18 protein-coding genes and 1 pseudogene are annotated in these 17,224 nt (G+C 70.0%); 7 read left to right on the top strand and 12 right to left on the bottom strand.

All coding sequences use genetic code 11. From position 1 onward, the window contains the following. Positions 1–165 precede the first annotated feature (165 nt). Positions 166–459: a putative quinol monooxygenase gene (locus tag ACFT9I_RS26075; protein ID WP_382568017.1), complete on the top strand. Its 294-nt coding sequence runs from the start codon at positions 166–168 to the stop codon at positions 457–459. 29 nt (positions 460–488) lie between these two features. Here the strand turns inward: ACFT9I_RS26075 and ACFT9I_RS26070 are convergent, their stop codons facing one another. Further along, positions 489–1,169 carry a TetR family transcriptional regulator gene (locus tag ACFT9I_RS26070; protein ID WP_382568016.1) on the bottom strand — a complete coding sequence of 227 codons (681 nt, stop codon included), beginning with the start codon at positions 1,167–1,169 and terminating at the stop codon, positions 489–491. Positions 1,170–1,296: 127 nt separating this feature from the next. Between ACFT9I_RS26070 and ACFT9I_RS26065 the strand changes: the two genes are divergently transcribed. After that, entirely contained in the window at positions 1,297–2,223 is a 927-nt protein-coding gene (locus ACFT9I_RS26065; RefSeq protein WP_382568014.1) for an SDR family oxidoreductase, read from the top strand. A 190-nt stretch (positions 2,224–2,413) separates the two neighbouring features. Continuing rightward, positions 2,414–3,499: a lactonase family protein gene (locus ACFT9I_RS26060; protein WP_382568012.1), complete on the top strand. Its 1,086-nt coding sequence runs from the start codon at positions 2,414–2,416 to the stop codon at positions 3,497–3,499. Between the two features lie 111 nt (positions 3,500–3,610). On the opposite strand, the gene ACFT9I_RS26055 is transcribed toward ACFT9I_RS26060, so the two are convergent. The 5 genes and pseudogenes from ACFT9I_RS26055 to ACFT9I_RS26035 all read right to left on the bottom strand — a co-directional run bounded on the left by ACFT9I_RS26055 (position 3,611) and on the right by ACFT9I_RS26035 (position 9,126). Beyond that, positions 3,611–4,528, bottom strand: coding sequence for a sirohydrochlorin chelatase (locus tag ACFT9I_RS26055; protein ID WP_382568011.1), 918 nt, complete (start codon positions 4,526–4,528; stop codon positions 3,611–3,613). A gap of 95 nt (positions 4,529–4,623) precedes the next feature. Then, entirely contained in the window at positions 4,624–5,652 is a 1,029-nt protein-coding gene (locus ACFT9I_RS26050; RefSeq protein WP_382568010.1) for an N-acetylglucosamine kinase, read from the bottom strand. Then, a complete protein-coding gene (locus tag ACFT9I_RS26045; protein WP_382568008.1) occupies positions 5,649–6,323 on the bottom strand; it encodes a uracil-DNA glycosylase in 675 nt (224 codons plus the stop codon). Before ACFT9I_RS26045 ends, ACFT9I_RS26050 begins: the two co-directional genes overlap by 4 nt. Positions 6,324–6,586: 263 nt before the next feature. After that, the gene (locus ACFT9I_RS26040) at positions 6,587–7,498 is read right to left on the bottom strand and encodes an aldo/keto reductase (protein WP_382568006.1); all 912 of its coding nucleotides are present in this window, start codon (positions 7,496–7,498) and stop codon (positions 6,587–6,589) included. Between the two features lie 202 nt (positions 7,499–7,700). Continuing rightward, positions 7,701–9,126, bottom strand: a pseudogene (locus ACFT9I_RS26035) (FAD-dependent oxidoreductase). Between the two features lie 201 nt (positions 9,127–9,327). Here ACFT9I_RS26035 and ACFT9I_RS26030 point away from each other — a divergent pair. Further along, positions 9,328–10,056 carry a DUF6214 family protein gene (locus ACFT9I_RS26030; RefSeq protein ID WP_382568004.1) on the top strand — a complete coding sequence of 243 codons (729 nt, stop codon included), beginning with the start codon at positions 9,328–9,330 and terminating at the stop codon, positions 10,054–10,056. A 30-nt stretch (positions 10,057–10,086) separates the two neighbouring features. Here the strand turns inward: ACFT9I_RS26030 and ACFT9I_RS26025 are convergent, their stop codons facing one another. Then, entirely contained in the window at positions 10,087–10,764 is a 678-nt protein-coding gene (locus tag ACFT9I_RS26025) for a DUF305 domain-containing protein (protein ID WP_382568003.1), read from the bottom strand. A gap of 189 nt (positions 10,765–10,953) precedes the next feature. On the opposite strand from ACFT9I_RS26025, the gene ACFT9I_RS26020 reads away from it, so the two are divergent. Beyond that, a complete protein-coding gene (locus ACFT9I_RS26020; RefSeq protein ID WP_382568001.1) occupies positions 10,954–12,453 on the top strand; it encodes an LVIVD repeat-containing protein in 1,500 nt (499 codons plus the stop codon). Positions 12,454–12,504: 51 nt separating this feature from the next. Here the strand turns inward: ACFT9I_RS26020 and ACFT9I_RS26015 are convergent, their stop codons facing one another. Beyond that, positions 12,505–13,125 carry a TetR/AcrR family transcriptional regulator gene (locus ACFT9I_RS26015; protein ID WP_382567999.1) on the bottom strand — a complete coding sequence of 207 codons (621 nt, stop codon included), beginning with the start codon at positions 13,123–13,125 and terminating at the stop codon, positions 12,505–12,507. Positions 13,126–13,380: 255 nt separating this feature from the next. Between ACFT9I_RS26015 and ACFT9I_RS26010 the strand changes: the two genes are divergently transcribed. Next, on the top strand, positions 13,381–13,848 hold the full coding sequence (locus ACFT9I_RS26010) for a MarR family winged helix-turn-helix transcriptional regulator (protein WP_382567998.1): 468 nt from the start codon (positions 13,381–13,383) through the stop codon (positions 13,846–13,848). A gap of 144 nt (positions 13,849–13,992) precedes the next feature. Further along, positions 13,993–14,490, top strand: coding sequence for a lipocalin-like domain-containing protein (locus ACFT9I_RS26005; protein ID WP_382567996.1), 498 nt, complete (start codon positions 13,993–13,995; stop codon positions 14,488–14,490). On the opposite strand, the gene ACFT9I_RS26000 is transcribed toward ACFT9I_RS26005, so the two are convergent. The 4 genes from ACFT9I_RS26000 to ACFT9I_RS25985 all read right to left on the bottom strand — a co-directional run bounded on the left by ACFT9I_RS26000 (position 14,477) and on the right by ACFT9I_RS25985 (position 17,192). Continuing rightward, positions 14,477–15,028 (bottom strand): YceI family protein, encoded by a 552-nt coding sequence (locus ACFT9I_RS26000; RefSeq protein ID WP_382567994.1) that lies wholly within the window; start codon positions 15,026–15,028, stop codon positions 14,477–14,479. The genes ACFT9I_RS26005 and ACFT9I_RS26000 overlap by 14 nt on opposite strands. A 229-nt stretch (positions 15,029–15,257) precedes the next feature. Then, the gene (locus ACFT9I_RS25995) at positions 15,258–16,175 is read right to left on the bottom strand and encodes a fumarylacetoacetate hydrolase family protein (RefSeq protein WP_382567993.1); all 918 of its coding nucleotides are present in this window, start codon (positions 16,173–16,175) and stop codon (positions 15,258–15,260) included. Positions 16,176–16,257: 82 nt separating this feature from the next. Next, positions 16,258–16,818 carry a VOC family protein gene (locus ACFT9I_RS25990; RefSeq protein WP_382567991.1) on the bottom strand — a complete coding sequence of 187 codons (561 nt, stop codon included), beginning with the start codon at positions 16,816–16,818 and terminating at the stop codon, positions 16,258–16,260. A gap of 227 nt (positions 16,819–17,045) precedes the next feature. Next, positions 17,046–17,192, bottom strand: coding sequence for a hypothetical protein (locus ACFT9I_RS25985; protein ID WP_382567989.1), 147 nt, complete (start codon positions 17,190–17,192; stop codon positions 17,046–17,048). Between the last annotated feature and the right edge of the window lie 32 nt (positions 17,193–17,224).

The following is a 17,224-nucleotide window of genomic DNA, read 5'->3' as shown; positions in this document are numbered from 1 at the left end:
GTCGCCTCCCGTTCCGCGACGACGTGCGCGGGCCTGGACGGTTCCGTACGACAGTTCCCCATGACGACAGCGGCCCCGCCGTATGCCGCCGGCCCCGCACGCGGGAGAATCCAACCGGTCCAGGCATGGCTCACGCAGCACCCCCGAACACCACGGAGGCCCGGCATGCTGATCGTCGCCGGTAAGGGTTACGTCGATCCGGACGGCCGTGAGGCCTTCCTCGCGGGCTTCGAGGCGGTGCAGCGGCGGGCGCGGGCCGAACCCGGCTGTCTCGACTACGTGGTGGCCGCCGACCCCGTCGAGCCCGGACGCGTCAACGTGTACGAGCGGTGGGAGTCACAGGAACATCTTGCGGCTCATCTGGCCCGTACGGCGCGGGAGTCGCAGCCGTCCCCCGTCGTGCTCAGCATGGAGATCACGCAGTACGAGATCGGCGCCTCGGGCCCGCTCTCCACGTGACACAGGTGACACACGTGCCCACGAGCACCTCAGCGTGCCGCACGCGCCAGCAGCCCCGAGAGCATGACCTCCAGCACCTCCCGCAGCGTCGCCGCGAAGTCGATCCGCATGGCCGCGAGCGCCGGTTCCGCCTCGTACACCGCGAGCATCGCGGCCGACGGCTGGGCGTGGGTCCAGACCGCCCCGGTCGTCATGACGCAGACGGCCGCGAACCGCCCCGCGTCCTCGCCCCCCAGCTCGGGCACCTGGGCGCATATCAGACCGGCCAGCGCGCCGACGTTCACGATCGCGGTGCGCTTGAACTCCGCCGCGACGGCCGGCGAGACGTTGCGCTCCAGGACCGCCGCCTGTGAGCTGGTGAGGTCGCACAGGACCGGACGGTCCGCCAGCGACGCCACGAGCACGGCCACCACCCGGTCACCGCGCTCGGGCAGTGGGGCGTCGGCGTCCACGCCCGAGGGGAGCGCGCCCTCCAGATACTCCAGCCACTCCCGGCACGCGACGTCGAGGAGTTCGAGGAGTACGGCCTCACGGGACTCGAAGTAACGCAGGACGTTCGACTTCGCCAGTCCGACGCGCCGGCTCAGCTCGTTGAGGCTCACCTGGGCCACCGGCATCTCGGCCAGCATCGACGCCGTTGTGTCGAGGATCGCCTGTCGGCGCTGGGCGCGCTGCTCCTCGCTGCGGGCGCGCTGGAAGGTGTGTGCCATGGCACGAGTCTACAGACCTGCGGTCTGTTGTTATCGGACCGGTGGTCTGCTAGCTTCGGAAGGGAAGAGACCGGCGGTCTTCTACGGTCGCCGTCCGCCGCACCCGAACCCACCCGAAGGAGTCGTCATGTACAACGTCCCTGATCAGACCGGTAAGCACGCCGTTGTCACCGGCGCCAACAGCGGCACCGGCAAAGAAGCCGTCCGCCGTCTCGCCGACGCCGGAGCGCACGTCGTCATGGCCGTCCGTACGGTCGCCAAGGGCGAGCAGGCCCGCGACGAGATCCTGGCGCGGCACCCGCACGCCAAGCTCGACGTGCGCCGCGTCGACCTGGCCGACCTGGCGTCCGTCACCGCGTTCGCCGACGGGCTCATCGCCGACGGCGCCCCGATCGACCTGCTGGTCAACAATGCCGGAGTGATGGCCCCGCCCTCCCGGATGGAGACGTCCGACGGCTTCGAGCTGCAGATGGGCAGCAACTTCCTCGGCCCGTTCGCCCTGACCGTGCGGCTCCTCCCGCTGCTGCTCGCCGCCGAAGCCCCGCGCGTGGCCACCATGAGCAGCGGCACCGCCAACTACGGCAAGATCGACTTCTCCGACCTCCAGTGGGAGAGCCGGAGCTACAGCGCGAACCGCTCCTACGCGCAGTCCAAGCTCGCCAACCTCATCCTGATCAGGGAACTCGCCCGTATCGCCGCCGAGCGCGGCTGGCACCTGCTGAGCACCGGCGCGCACCCGGGCTTCACCCGTACCAATCTCCAGACGGCGGGCGCGAGCCTCGGCGGCGCCCGGCCGTCCCGCGCATCCGCCCTGCTCAACGGGCTCCTGCCCTCGCAGGGCGTCGAACAGGGCACCGAACCGCTGCTGTACGCGGCGACCAGCCCCGACGCGGTCGCCGCCGGCTACTACGGCCCCAGTGGACGCTTCAGCCTCGTCGGCCCCACCGCCACGGCGCGTACGACCCGCAGGGCGCAGGACCCTGCGGTCAACTCCCGTCTGTGGGCGGAGGCCGAACGCCTCACCGGTGTCGCGCTCCCCGCGCACGCCCTCTGAGCGGAGAAGTGCTTCCGGCCCGTCCGAAAGGGTGAACCGGCCGCCGGACTGGGTAGTTCAGGCGGCAGCGCCCGACGCGGCCGGTTGGTCTAGACCGCCTGCTACCGTCGGCCGGAAAGAGCCGCGAGTGCGGCACGCGCACCACTCACGGACGCACCGAGCGATCGAACGAGCGACAAGGGGACAGACAGTGGGCGACAGGAGCGACGGCAGCGGCGCCGGCGGGAGCGACGGGCGGGCCTACATCGGGTCGTTCACCTCGGCGGGAGGCCGCGGCGTCATCGCCACCGCCGTGGACGCGGACACCGGGGCGCTGACGGAACTCGGCGCGACAGACGCCCTCGCCGACCCCTCCTACCTGGCCCTCTCGGCCGACGGCTCGGTGCTCTACGCCGTCTCCGAGGGCGAGGAGGGCGCGGCCGCCGCCTTCGAGGTCACCCCCCGCGCCTCGGGCGGTACGTCGGCGCCGCGCATGATCGGCGAGCCGGTGCCGGTCTGCGGATCGGGCCCCACCCATCTCACCCTCGCCGCCGGGCACTTGGTGACCGCCAACTACGGCTCCGGCAGCGTCACCGTCCTGCCCGTCCACGCCGACGGCACCCTCGGCGCCGCCGCCGGAATCCTCCAGCACGAGGGCACCGGACCCAACCCCGACCGGCAGGAAGGCCCGCACGCCCACCAGGTGCTGCCCGACCCGAGCGGACGGTGGCTGCTCGCCGTCGACCTGGGCACCGACTCCGTACGGACAAGCGCCGTCGACGCCGCGAGCGGCGACGTCACCCCGCACGGCGAGACCGCGCTGCGCCCCGGCACGGGACCGCGCCACCTCGTCTTCCACCCGGCGGGCACCCACGCGTACGTACTGAACGAACTGGAGGCGACCCTCACGGTCTGCCGCTGGGACGCGGACAAGGGCACGCTGGAGCCGGTCGGCGAGGCGCCTGTCCTCCCGGACGGTGTCGAGGCGGCGAGTTACGCCTCCGAGATCGTCGTCTCGCACGACGGCGGGTACCTCTGGGCCGCCGTGCGCGGGCACGACAGCATCGCCGTCCTGACGCTCGACGAGACGCGTGAGAAGGCCGTTCTGGTCACCACGGTGGACTGCGGCGGACGCTGGCCGCGTGACCTCACGCTGGACCCGGCGGGCCGCAGGCTCTACGTGTCGAACGAGCACTCCGGCGATGTGACCTGGTTCGACATCGATCCGGCATCCGGAGTCCCGTCCCGCGCGGGCTCGTTCGAGGCGCCCGCCGCATCCTGCGTGATCTTCGGCTGACCCGGCGGGGCGGCGCCGAACGCAGATCGCCGGACGGTCCGAGAGATCGGACCGTCCGGCGATCGAGGACGTATCAGTACCTGCCACCGGGCCGACCCGGAGCTCCGCAGGTCAGTGCGCCGGCGCCTGCGTCTGCGCCGAGATGCCCAGCGCGCTCGTGTACTGCGAGAGCACCAGCTTGCCGACCGCCGGATACGCGCCCAGCGGCTCGGACGCGGCGCAGTCCGCCTCCTTGAGCGCGACGTCGAGCAGCCCCTCGGGCAGCTCGGGTCCGATCAGGTACGGGGCGAGCGCCAGCTGCGTCGAACCGGATTCACGCAGCTGCTCGGCGATGGCCGAGACCGCGCCCTCGTCGTCGAGCGCAGCCGCCATCACCGGCACGGCGAGGCGCGCGGCCAGCAGCATCCCGGTGATCCCCGCGGCCTGCACGGCCTCCTCGCCGCCCACCGTGGCGAGGATGATGCCGTCGGCGGCCGTGGCCACCGTGAAAAGCCTCGCCCGGTCGGCACGGGCGAGCCCGGCCTCCGACAGACGCACGTGCAGCGCCTCGGCGAGCAGCGGGTGCGGACCGAGGACCTCGGTCATCTCCGCCACGGCCTTGCTGTCCACAACGGCCTGACGTATCCGCCTGACCAGGGAGTTGTCGGGACCCGCGAGCAGCGGCACGACAACGGCCGAGATGCCCTCGGGCTCGTTGACCTCGCGGCCGGCGGCCTTCGCGAGCTCGTAGCGCTCGACACGATGCTCGGCGGTGAGGGCCAGGACGGTGCCCAGCGCGGGGTACTCGTCGTCGTCGCCGTCCAGATAGCCGATCCGGGCGTCGAGGCCCGGCAGCTCGGAACGCGCGATGCTGACGACCTCCTCGCCGAGGTTCCGCACCTCGGCGCTCGGGGCGCCGGGCATGGCCAGCACAAGCGTGGGCGCGCCCTCGGGCGCCGCCACGGGTTCGGGTCGACGGTGCCGCCCCGACTGTCGAGGTCGAGGCATTCGTACAGGCAGGCCGGGTGCCGGCCCAGTGGGGGAGCTCATGGCGCCGAATGCTACTGGTTTTGTGGGGTCGGCTGTTCGGGGAGGGTCCGGTCGCGCGTCATCTGTCCATATTTTTTCGATATGCTGCTTACTGTTTATTCGTCCCGCTCTGTCGGGACGGACAACAGTCGTCCGTCGCACGGCAGTCGAAGCGAACCGGTCGCGAGGGCCGCCGCGATCCGTAGCGCCCCAGCCAGCGGATCACCTTCCGCCGACACCGTCCTGGCGCGCGGCAGCCGCTCGGCCAACTCCGCCCGCAGCGGTACGAGCAGCGGGTCGCCCATCTTGAACACCCCACCCGTCAGGGCCACTTCACACCCCTCGGCCTGCGGACACACCGCGACGGCCGCGTCCGCGATCTGCCGTGCGGCCTCGTCGAGGATCTCCGCGGCGACCGGGTCGTGCGCCGCGCAGCGGGCCACCTCGGGGGCGAAGGAGGCGAGCACGGCGGGCCGGTCCGTACGCGGATAGACGGCCCCCGGCATCTCCGACGCGGGGCCGAACACGGCTTCCATCCGGGACAGCAGTGCGGCCGAACCGCCACGCCGCCCGTCGTACGCGCGCATCGCCGACTCCAGCCCCGCCCGGCCGATCCAGGCACCGCCGCCGCAGTCGCCGAGCAGATGTCCCCAGCCGTCCGCGCGCTGCCAGCCCGTCAGGTCGGTGCCGAGCGCGATCATGCCCGTACCGGCGGCCACGACGGCGCCAGGACGCTGGCCGAGCGCCCCCGCGTACGCGGTGACGGCGTCGGCGGCGAGCGCCAACCGCCTTACTCCCAGGGCACTTTCCAGCGCCGCGGGCAGTTCGGCGCGGAGCCCGTCGCCGAGCGTCGCCATGCCGGCGGCGCCGATCACGACGGCCACCGGCGCATCCGCCGTATCCGCGCCGGCGCGCGCGAGCAGCGTCTGAACGGCGGGCAGCAACTGCTTCAGCAAATGGTCCGGATCGATGCCCGAAGGACCCGTGCGGACCGGCTCGGTGGACACGGTGGTGCCGATCGTCCGGACCACCGGGCCGCCGCCCACCGAAGCGTCGGTCGGGGCGCCCGTCGGAGCGTCGTCCGTCGACCCGAGGGCGACGCGCAGACCGGACCCGCCCGAGTCGACGCCGAGCACGCGGCTCACGGCAGCGGCCAGTCGACGGGCTGCGCGCCCTGCTGGACGAGGAGTTCGTTGGCGCGGCTGAACGGACGCGAGCCGAAGAAGCCCCGGTCCGCCGACATGGGGGAGGGGTGCGACGACTCGATCGCGGGCAACTGGCCGAGAAGCGGGCGCAGATTGCGGGCGTCGCGGCCCCACAGGATGGACACCAGCGGCTTGTTCCGCGCGACCAGCGCGCGGATGGCCTGCTCGGTGACCTCTTCCCAGCCCTTGCCCCGGTGCGCGGCCGGTTTACGGGGAGCGGTGGTGAGCGCCCTGTTGAGCAGGAGCACACCCTGGCGGGTCCACGGCGTCAGATCCCCGTTGGACGGCCGGGGCGCCCCGATGTCCGCGTGCATCTCCCGGAAGATGTTGTCCAGGCTGCCCGGCACCGGCCGTACCTCCGGCGCGACGGAGAAGCTCAGGCCCACCGCGTGCCCCGGGGTGGGATACGGATCCTGGCCGACGATCAGGACGCGGACGTCGTCGAACGGCTGCTGAAAGGCGCGCAGCACATTCGGGCCCGCGGGTAGATAGGTGCGTCCCGCGGCGATCTCCGCGCGGAGGAAGTCGCCCATAGCGGTGATGCGTTCGGCCACCGGGGCGAGGGCGTCGGCCCATCCGGACTCGACGATTTCTTTGAGTTCACGTGCCACGGTGCGTCACTCTAATGCGCCGTCGGACTTCGCGATCAACGAACCGGCCAAGGGCCTGTCCGCGAAGTAGCGCCGTCCGCCCGTAGGACGGGGACCGCGCCCGCTGCGGAGCGGCTGATGTCTCGTTGGTGCGGTGCATCGCAAGGCGGGACTTTGAAGACAGGTCCTGGACCGCCGCCTCCGTCGGCCGGGCGGCGGCCGAGGACCGCCGCTCGCCGCTCGCCGCCCGCCGTCCGCCGTCCGCCGTCCCTCCGGGCGGCTGTCTACCCGCCGGACCCCTGGACCGACCCGAGAAGGGCGGTCTCCTCGTCCGAGAGCCGTATCGCGCCGGCCGCCACGTTCTCCACGAGATGGTCCGGATTGCCCGTACCCGGGATGGCCAGTACGTGCGGGCCCTGCTCCAGCGTCCAGGCCAGCCGGATCTGCGCGGGCGACGCGCCGTGCGCCTCGGCGACGGCGAGCACCGCCTCGTCCTCGGCGGCGCCCGCGCCCTCCTCCCGCCGGCCGCCGGCGATCGCGAAGAACGGCACGAAGGCGATGCCGAGTTCACCGCACTCCCGAAGGAGCTTCTGCTCGGCGCCGGGCGCGTCGACGCTGTACGCGTTCTGTACGCAGACGACAGGCGCGACGGACCGGGCCTCGGCCAGCTGCGCGGAGGTGACGTTGGAGACGCCGAGATGCCGGATGAGCCCGGCCTCGCGCAGTTCGGCCAGCGCCCCGAAGTGCTCGGAGACCGGGTCGGTCGTCCAGCTCCGGGGGAGGCGCAGATTCACCACGTCGAGGTGGTCACGGCCGAGCTGGCGCAGGTTCTCCTCGACCTGACCCCGCAACTGCTCCGGCTTCGCCCACCACCACGCGCCCGAAGGGTCCCGGGCCGGCCAGACCTTGGTGCTGATGACCAGGTCGTCGGCGTACGGCGCGAGCGCCCGGTTGATCAGCTCGTTGGCGGAGCGCGTCGGGGAGAAGTAGAACGCGGCGGTGTCGATGTGGTTCACGCCGAGCTCGACGGCGCGCCGCAGCACGGCGAGGGATCTCTCGCGATCGCTCCGGCCGTCGGCACCGAAGGGGGTGCCGCCGGTCAGACGCATCGCGCCGAACCCGACGCGGTTGACGGACAGATCGCCGAGCTGCCAGGTGCCGGCGGACGCCGCGGGGCGCGTACTCAAGTCAGACATGGGTCTCCTCTGCGGGACGGGACAGGTGAGCCGTTCGGGAGGGCGGCCGGGCCGGGCGCGAGCCGACTCCGGGTACGTAGAAGCACGCCGAGGCACGCCAAAAAGCCTCCCCGGCGGATCGGAATCCGTGCCGGAGGAGGCTTGAACGACAACGTACTTTAGCAGTCCGGGCCCGCCCGGCGGGCGGACCGGGGCGGATCGGCTACGTACCGGCCGGCCCCCGCTCCCCGCGTGCGGCCGTCAGCAGGCCCTCCCAGTCCGGGATCTTCACCGACCGCCGTCCCAGCGATGCCCCCAGCGCCGCCTCCGCGTCCTCGATCGCCAGCCAGCCCGGCCATTCGACCGGGCGGTGCCCGGCCGCCCGGAGCGCGTCGAGCGGGTCCGCCGTGATCCGGCGTGCCGACAGCAGCGGCGCGTCCGCGAGGAGCGAGACGACCGTCTCCTTCGCGCAGGCGCGGTTGGTGCCGATCACTCCCGTCGGTCCACGCTTGATCCAGCCCGCCACGTACTCGCCGGGCGACGCCACGCCGTACCGCAGCACCCGGCCGGCCAGCTGCGGCACCGTGCCCGACGTCTCGTCGAAGGGCAGCCCCGGGATCGGCACCCCCCGGTAACCGACCGCCCGCAGGACGAGTCCCGCCTCGATCTCCTCGTACGTTCCGGTGCCACGGACCCCGCCGCGCTCGTCCGGCGCGGTGCGTTCGAACCGTACGGCCGTCACCCGTCCGTCGGTCCCGAGCAGCTCCACCGGGCGCAGGAAGAACCGCAGATGGATACGGCGTGCCCGGCCCTGGCCGGGCCGGTCGGCCCAGCCGCGTACGACCTCGACATTGCGTCTGTTAACGGCGGCAAGCGGGAGCGGCGCACCGGCGGCCGGACCCTGAACCGCGCCCCGGACCGCGCCCTGGGCCGGCGGCCGGACTGGGGCGTACGCCGGATCGAGTGCCAGGTCGGCGGGCTCCACCCGCACCTCCGCCGCGGGCAGCGCGCCCAGTTCACGCAGCTCCTTGGTGGTGAACTTCGCCTGCGACGCACGGCCCGCGCCTGCCCACCATGTGCACGTCCCGGACCCCGCTCGCGGCCAGCACGCCGAGCGCCGGGTGCGGCACGTCCGTCGGCCGCAGGTCCTCCGCGCCGCGCGCCAGGACGCGCGCCACGTCGACGGCGACGTTGCCCACGCCGATCACCACGACCGAGCGCGCGCCGAGCCCGAAATCGGCGGGCGCGGCGTCGGGGTGCGCGCTGTACCAGGAGACGAAGTCGGTCGCCGAGTGGCTGCCCGCCAGCTCCTCGCCCGGGATGCCGAGCCGGCGGTCCCGGGCGGCGCCGACGCAGTAGACGACCGCGTGGTAGAGCCCCAGCAGCCGTTCGGGTGTGAGGCCGTGCGCGCCGATCTCCACGTTGCCGAGGAACCGGACACGCTCGTGCTCCAGCACCGAACGCAGCGTGTTCTGGAGCGACTTGATCTTCTCGTGGTCCGGTGCGACGCCGTAGCGCACCAGCCCGTACGGGGCGGGAAGCCGGTCCAGGACATCCACCAGGATGCCGGGGACCAGCGGCTGCTGGACGAGGGCCTGGGCGGTGTAGACCCCGCTGGGGCCCGATCCGACGACGGCGATGCGCAGCACGGCGTACTCCTTCCGACAGGAGGCTTCCAGCATCGCACCGGGCCGTGGCGCCGGGGAGTACGCGGCGCCGTCGGCTCGCGGGAGACGGCGCGGGTGGGGGTACGCCAGTGCGCTGACCGAGTGCGATGCGCGCCGGGGCGGGTGCGCCACAGCGGCAGGGGAGAATTGCCTGATTAAGTGGTGAATGTGTCAGAACTTGAGATGACTTCCGCCGCTGAGCCCACGGCCCCTGTCCGGCCCCGGTGGGAGGTGCAGGGGTACGGCACGGTCACCTGCGATTCGCCGCCGGGTGGCCGGTGCGAGCTGCCGCCGCACGAGCTGGTGCCGCCCTGGGTCGACATCCGTCTGACGTTCGCCGACGGGGCCCGCGTCGATGTACTCGCCGTCCTGCGGGACGGCGTGATCGCCGTCGAGGACGCGCAGGCCGATCCACCGCTGCCCCTGGACGACCTGACCGAGCTGGGCGCCTGGATCGAGGAGCCGCTCGCGTACGCCTGCCGGGCGGTGGCGGGACAGCACCACGTGGAGCCCGACCCGGTCACCGACGACGACGCTGCGATGGCGGCGGCGGTGGCGGGGGTGGCCGTGACGGAGGAGGACGAGGGGTACGAGTACGAGAGCGACCCCACCGACTCCGAGACCGACGCACAGCTGCTCGACGCACAGCTTCTGGACTCACACCTGCTGGACTCACACCTGCTGGAGGAGGAGCCCGCCCCCGGCGGCCGGCACCGCGCCGACGACCCCGCGTCGTCCGACAGCGCGGACCGGCGCGGGGTGGCGGAGACGTACCGCAGGGCGCAGCAGTTGGGCCAGGACCCGGTCCTCGCGGTGATGTGCGCGACGGGATACGGGCGCCGCAAGTCGCTCAGCCTGATCGCGAGCGCCCGCGACGGGGGCTATCTGACACCGCGTCACCGTCGCCGCTGACGCCACGGCGTACGTGGCGCCGGGCCCGCGTCAGAGCGAGCGCATCCGGTTGATCTCGGACGTCTGCTGCGCGATCACGTCGTTCGCCATCTCTTCGAGCTGGACGTTCTTGCCGCCCGAGAGGGCTTCGGTCGCCATCGTGACCGCGCCCTGGTGGTGCGTGACCATGAGACCGATGAAGAGGTCGTCGAACGCCTTGCCCTTCGCCGCGCGCAACTTCGCCAACTGGGCTTCGGTGGCCATGCCCGGCATCGTCATCGCGCCGTGCTCGTGGCCGCCTTCCTTCTCCGCCTTCTCCTCGCCGCCGTTGAGCTTCACCCAGCCCTCCATGGCGGCGATCTCCGGCTTCTGTGACGCGGCGATGCGCTCGGCGAGCCGCTTCACCTGGCCGGATCCGGCGCGGTCCGGGGCGAGTTCGGTCATCACCAGTGCCTGGCTGTGGTGCTGGATCATCATCGTCGCGTAGCCGAAGTCCGAGGAGTTGGGGGTGTTGTCCGGTATCTCCTTCGCCGCCTCCTCCGGGGAGAGCGTCCGGGACTTCTCGCCCGGTTTGCCCGGGGCGACGACCTGCCCCGTGGCCCCGCTCTTGGTCTCACTCTTCTTGCCGTCGTCGCCCGAGTCGCAGGCTCCCAGGGCGAGTAGAGCGGCCACGGCGGCAGCCGCCACGACAGGCCGGAGGACACGTGGACTCCTGGTCCGGATCAACACGATGGCCTCCTGTGGTACTTGACGTGTATCGGGCACGTTGTTAGGCACTTTCCTAACACGCTTCCGGACGCGAGTGATCAAAAACTTTCATTACATCTAGGTTGCCATCTGTTGAGATGTACATGTGAAGGACGATACTGCCGAGGTCCGTAAGCCGTTCAACTGGGAACGGATACAAGGGAGGACGCAGTGACTTCGTTGCACACCACCCGCGTGCGCCGTAGACGTCTGGGCGTGGCAGCAGCCGCTGCCGCCGGGCTCTTCGCCACGCTGCTGGCCGCCGGACCGGCGGCCGCCACGCCTGACCCCGGTGACAAGCCGGCCAAGGAGCAGACCTCCAAGAGCCAGCAGGCCGAGGCCAAGAAGGCCATCGAGAACAACGACATACCCGGCGTGGACGAGATCATCCACAGCGACAACATGTCGCTCGTCACGAACGTCCCCAAGGAGCACCTGAAGGGGACCAACTCGGACATCGCCTTCCAGGGAAAGTACGCCTTCTCCGGCAACTACGACGGCTTCCGGATCTTCGACATCAGCAAGCCGTCGAAGCCGAAGACCGTCGCGCAGGTCCTGTGCCCCGGCGGTCAGAACGACATATCCGTCTCGGGAGACCTGCTCTTCCTGTCGACGGACGCCTCGCGCAGTGACAACTCCTGCTCCAGCGTCGCGCAGCCGGCCACGGAGAAGTCCTCCTGGGAGGGCATAAAGATCTTCGACATCAGCGACAAGCGCAACCCCGAGTACGTCGCCGCTGTCGAGACCGCGTGTGGTTCGCACACGAACACGCTCGTGCCCGAGCGCAAGAACGTGTACGTGTACGTCTCCTCGTACTCGCCCAGTGCCACGTTCCCGGACTGCCAGCCGCCGCACGACGGCATCAGCATCATCAAGGTGCCCCGCAAGGCGCCCGAGCAGTCGAAGATCGTCGACTTCCCGGTGCTCTTCCCGGACGGCGGCAACCCCGGCGCGCCCACCAACCCGGGCGTCTCGGCCACCACCGGCTGCCACGACATCACGGTGCTGCCCTCCAAGGACGTCGCCGCCGGCGCGTGCATGGGTGACGGCATCCTGTTCGACATCAAGAACCCGGAGCAGCCGAGGATCATCGACCGCGTCCAGGACAACGTCAACTTCGCCTTCTGGCACTCCGCGACCTTCAACCAGAAGGCCAACAAGGTCGTCTTCACCGACGAGCTCGGCGGCGGTGGCGCGGCGACCTGCAACGAGGAGATCGGCCCGAAGCGCGGCGCCGACGGCATCTACGACATCGTCGGCAAGGGCGACAAGCGGAAGCTGGAGTTCAAGAGCTACTTCAAGATCGACCGTCCGCAGGCGGACGCCGAGGTGTGCGTGGCGCACAACGGCTCGCTGATCCCGGTCAAGGGCAAGGACATCATGGTCCAGGCCTGGTACCAGGGCGGCATCTCGGTCTGGGACTTCACCAACTCCTCGAAGCCGAAGGAGATCGGCTACTTCGAGCGCGGCCCGGTCACCCTCGACCAGGTCACCACGGCCGGCCCGTGGTCGGCGTACTACTACAACGGCTACATCTACTCGAACGACATCGCCAAGGGTCTGGACGTCATCAAGCTCGACGACCGCCGGACGGACGAGGCGAAGAGGGTGAAGATGGACGAGCTCAACGTCCAGACGCAGCCCGACTACTTCGAGGACTTCCGCAACTGACCGGCACGGCCGGCCGTTGACGCGGCCGGCCGGACCGGCGGTGCCATGAGGTCATGACGCGTTCCGCCGGGCGGGCTCCCCGCCCGGCGGAACGGCGTACGTCGGGTCCAGACCGAACCGCAGGAACAACTCGTCCCGCAGGCTGGCCAGCGGCATCCCCGCCCCCGGCAGCAGAATCGCGAAGACCGCGCCCATCATCAGCGCGCGCAGCAGCGGATAGTCGCTGTCCACGTCGTCCGATCCGTACCGCGTCATGGTCTCGCGCAGCAGCTCCGCGAGCCGCTGCTGTTCGGCGCACTGGACGAAGCCCTCGGCCTGGAGAATGCCCGCCATATGCGCGCGCATCGCCACGGGATGGTCGACCGTGAGACCGAGGACGGAGTCGATGGCGCGCGCCAGCAGTTCCCGCCCGTCGTCGGTACGTGGCTCACGCTCCAGGGCCGCCTGCAGGGTGCGGTGCATCAGCCGGTGCACGGCCGACTGGAACATCGGCCGCTTGCCGGGGAAGTAGTACGAGACCAGTCCGCGTGCCGTGCCCGCCCGGTCGGCGATGTCGGCCAGGGTCGTCCCGTCGAAACCGCGCTCGTCGACCAGGTCCACGGTGGCTTGCAGAAGCCGTTCGCGGGAACGCCGACGAAGTTCTTCATTGACCGATGCGCTTCGGGGGGACATGCTGGACTCCCGCGTTGACTGGCTCTTAGCCAGTATACTCGGCACGTCCTCGGAGACCGCCCGTCGGGCCTGGTCGGCGAGGGTGGAAGCTGCCTGTCTTGGGCGACGCGGGGGATCGCCCAAGACAGGCCATGCGTCCAGCGCGTACACCCGGCATGACCAGCCGACTCATCGGCCCGGGGCCGCCGTCCGCACAGCACCGGATCAACTCGTGGTGAGTGGCATCGGGCGGGAGGCAGTCGATACCATGGCCGGATGGGGAAGGGTGAACATCCGCTGGACGGCGACGTCAACTGGCTGCTGAATCGGGCGTGGCTCGGATTTGGTCAGCGTAAGACGGCCGCTCTCGAGGCCGTCGGCGTCAACATCAAAGAGCACTTCGTGATGGTCGCGCTCATGGCTACGCCGATGACGCAGCTTGAGCTGTCCGCCCTCGTCAAGATCGACAAATCTGTCATCACGGCGACCCTCGACTCCCTTGAGGCCAAGGGACTTGTCGTACGGGAACCTGATCCGCGGGACCGAAGGGTCCGCAGGCCGACACTTACCCCCGAGGGCCGGAAGGCTTGCCGGCGCGCGAGCGCGGCGACCGAGAAGGTCGAGCGGGGGTTGCTCGATCTGCTCGAACCGGCCCAGCGCGATGTCTTTCTCGATGTGCTCCGCCACTACGCGTTCGACGAGTTCGCCGACGCCCCCGAGTTCATGCGTCGCGTACGGAAGTAACCCGGGCCCGGCACCGTCAATCTCGTCTTGACTAAGAACATCTTGATTTATACCATCAGGGTGGGGTCAACAACAGGCGAGGCGACCCTTCGCGGCAACCTGTACCGCCGTCGCCGTCGCACCTGATGGGAACGTGACGAAACCATGCGAGTCGGTGCCGATTCCCGGCCACTCCGGAAGAGCCTGGTGGGCTACTGGCGGTTGGTGTCGTACGAGGTGCGTGACGGTCTCGGAGTGCCTGTCGGCCACCCGCTGGGGGACGACGCCACGGGCTGTCTCCTCTACACGGCGGACGGCTTCATGTCGGTACAGATCATGCGGCCCGACCGACCCCGGTATCGCGCTGACGGACTCGGCGACGGCACGGACGCCGAGTCCGCTGCCGCCGCCCGCGGTTATGTGGCGTACGCCGGTCCGTACCACGTCGAGGGCGACTCGGTGGTCGTGCACGAGCCGGAAGTGAGCCTGTTCCCGAACTGGGTGCGGGCGACCGTGGCCCGCAAGGTCGTCCTGGTCGAGCCGCGTCTCGAACTGACCACTCTGACGCCCCTGCCGTTCGGCGGGGAGCACCTTACCGCCGCCCTGACATGGGAGCGGGTCCAGGAACCGGGCTCAGCCGTGCCGCCTCTCAGGCCCGGGTGAAGCGGGTCCTCAGAGTGACCGTGGTGATACCGCGCATCGTGCCGCCCGGGTTCTTCCAGGGCAGCCCGAAGTCCTTGTAGTCGACGCCCACTTCGCCGGTGAGCGTCACGTCGGTGGCGCTCGCGGCGGTGACCTGAGCGGTGAAGGTGAGCGGGCGGGACTTTCCGCGTACGGTCAGCACGCCGCTGACCTCGGCGTTTCCGGTGCTGTCGGCGATGACGCCGTCCGCCGCGAAGACGATGGTCGGGTGCCTGTCGACCTCGAAGAAGTCCGCCGAGCGCAGATGGACGTCGAGCCTCTTCTTCTTGGTGTCGACCGATGTCGCGTCTATGACCAGCGTTCCCTCGCCACGGCCCCCCGTGTGGACCTGGCCCTCGCCGGTGACCGTGGCGAAGGTGCCCCGGACGGTGACCAGGCCCCAGAGCGACTTGTGGCGGAATCCGACCGAGGACCCGGCCGGGTCCAGCACCCAGTGGCCGGTGGCGAGGTCGGTCGCGGAGACGGAGCCGCCCGTGGGGTTCGTCGTGTCGTTCGTCATGGCGGTCACGCCTTTCGCATCCGCCCACGCCACGGCATTCGCCTGCTCCGGCTGTGTCGTCTTCCGCGTGGGCTGTGGGCACGGTCATAGGTGGGGTGTCGGGGAGCGGAGCCGCCCGAGGAACGGCGTTGCGCAGCAGGCCGGTTGGCGATCGGCGATTCGGCGTCCGCTGTCGCCGCGTAGGCGTATGCGTATCGACTGCGTATGCGTATCGACCGTCGTTTCTGTCTCAGCCTCGCGCTCGCGTGCCTTGTTCATCGAGCACGGGTGTACACATCTGGCCGAGCCCGGTCATCTCGATGCGGACGGTGTCGCCGGGTGCCAGCCATTTGGGGGTGGCCATGCCGGCCGCGACGCCACCGGGAGTGCCGGTGGTGATGAGGTCGCCCGGCTGGAGCGTGGTGGTCGCGCTGAGCCATTCGATGATCTGGTACGGGCTGTGGATCATCTCCTTGCCGTACGCGTCCTGTCGCAGTTCGTCGTTGACCCACGTCTGGATCCGGATGTCTTCGTAGTCGCGGGCCTCGTCGAGCGTGACCAGCCAGGGTCCGGTCGGCTGGAATGTGTCCCAGCCCTTGGCCCGCATGAGCTGGAAGAGGGCAGGTGCGTTGAGTTTTCTGCTCTCCCCTTCGCCGAGGTCACGGGCGCTGACATCGTTGGTGATCAGGTAGCCCGCGATATGGTCCGCGGCGCGTTCCGCGGGGATCCTGCGCCCGGCCTTGCCGATGACGATGGTGAGTTCGGCCTCGTAGTCGAGGTTCACGCATTCGAGCGGACGCACGATCGCGTCCGTGGGTCCCGCCAACGCCGACCTCGGCTTCTGGAAGATCACCGGCAGGGTCGGGGTCGCCTCGGCGCCGATCTCGGCAAGGTGGGAAAGGTAGTTGGCTCCGCAGTCGAACAGATTCGGGGGGTCGGCGATCGGAGGGCCGAGGCGTGTCCCGGTAATCGGGATCAACTCGTCACCGCGGTCAAGGGCCTCGGTGATCCCCTCGCCCACCCGATCGAGGAACGGCAGTAGATTGCGAATGGTCCCGGTCGGTGCGATACCGATGTCCGCCATCACTCTGGACAGCGGGAGAACGGAGTCGTTGACCAGAACGCCGGGACGTTCATTTCCGCGGGGACCGAAGCTGACGAACCGCATGTGCGTATGTCCTTCCGGGCGCTACGTCGTGCTGACCGCGCCGAGATGAAGTCGACCGTCTTCCCACCTCGTTGACCGGGCCCTATCGCATGCTCGGCGGGGCCCAGGCGATCAGCTCGGCGACCGGCTTTCCGCCGACGAGCTCTCGTCGCATCTCTGCCGGGTCGAAGGGAGTCGCGCCGAAGGCGTTGCCGTCGCCGCCGGCGTAGAACTCGACGATCTGCTCTTCGGTGTAGGCGGTGTCGAAGAACAACTCGACAACGTTCCCGTCGGGGTCCGTGTAGTACAGGGAAATCGTGGGCCCGTGGTTGAGACACATTGTCGGCCGGATCGAGGAATCCATGATCCGGACGTGTGCGTCGAGCAACTCCGCCAAGGTCGGGTGCTCGAATGAGAAATGGTGGAGCCGGGACTGGCGAAGAGGATCGTCGACGCCGGGCGGCACTACCGCGATCGAGTCGTCGGTCTTGGCGGCGCTGAAGATGCCGAAGCGATGATGACTCTCGTCCGTCCGAAGGAAGCACACGGAATGATCCGAGGTCTCGACGCCGACCGTTGCCTCAAGAACCTGCATGTACCACTTCTTCATCGCTTCGAAGTTGCTGGTGTTCAGGATGACGTGAGCGAGTTTGGGCGACGGCATCGGTGCCCCTTCTCCTGGTGGGCCGTACATGCGCGAAAGACCCGGTCTGTTGGCGAGCTGTGGGCGGGGCCGGAATGCCTTCCGCGGCATGTATTCCGTGGCCCGGAGTCGCGTTTACCTCTCCCGCGATGTTATGGAGCAAGATGTTCTCTGTCAAGACTACTTTCGGCTGGGCGCCTGGCTGCGGAGACGCCGAGAGGCACGTTCTGGACCGCACGGCGTTCCGGTCAGTCGATGTCGCAGAGTCTGGGCAGCTCAAGTTCCACGGCGTGGCTGAAGGGCAGCCCACCCGCCTTGGTCATGAGCCGCACCGCGACCGCCTGCGCCGCCTCCGACGCCTGCAGGGTCTCCGCGACGGCCAGGGTCCGTGCCAACTCCTCCGGGAGAGGAATGGGTTGCAGTCTTG

Origin of the sequence: Streptomyces sp. NPDC057137, assembly GCF_042670825.1 — a bacterium.
Taxonomy (GTDB): domain Bacteria; phylum Actinomycetota; class Actinomycetes; order Streptomycetales; family Streptomycetaceae; genus Streptomyces.
Note: the sequence above shows the minus strand (reverse complement) of the source record. Positions and strands in the feature narration are given on the sequence as shown.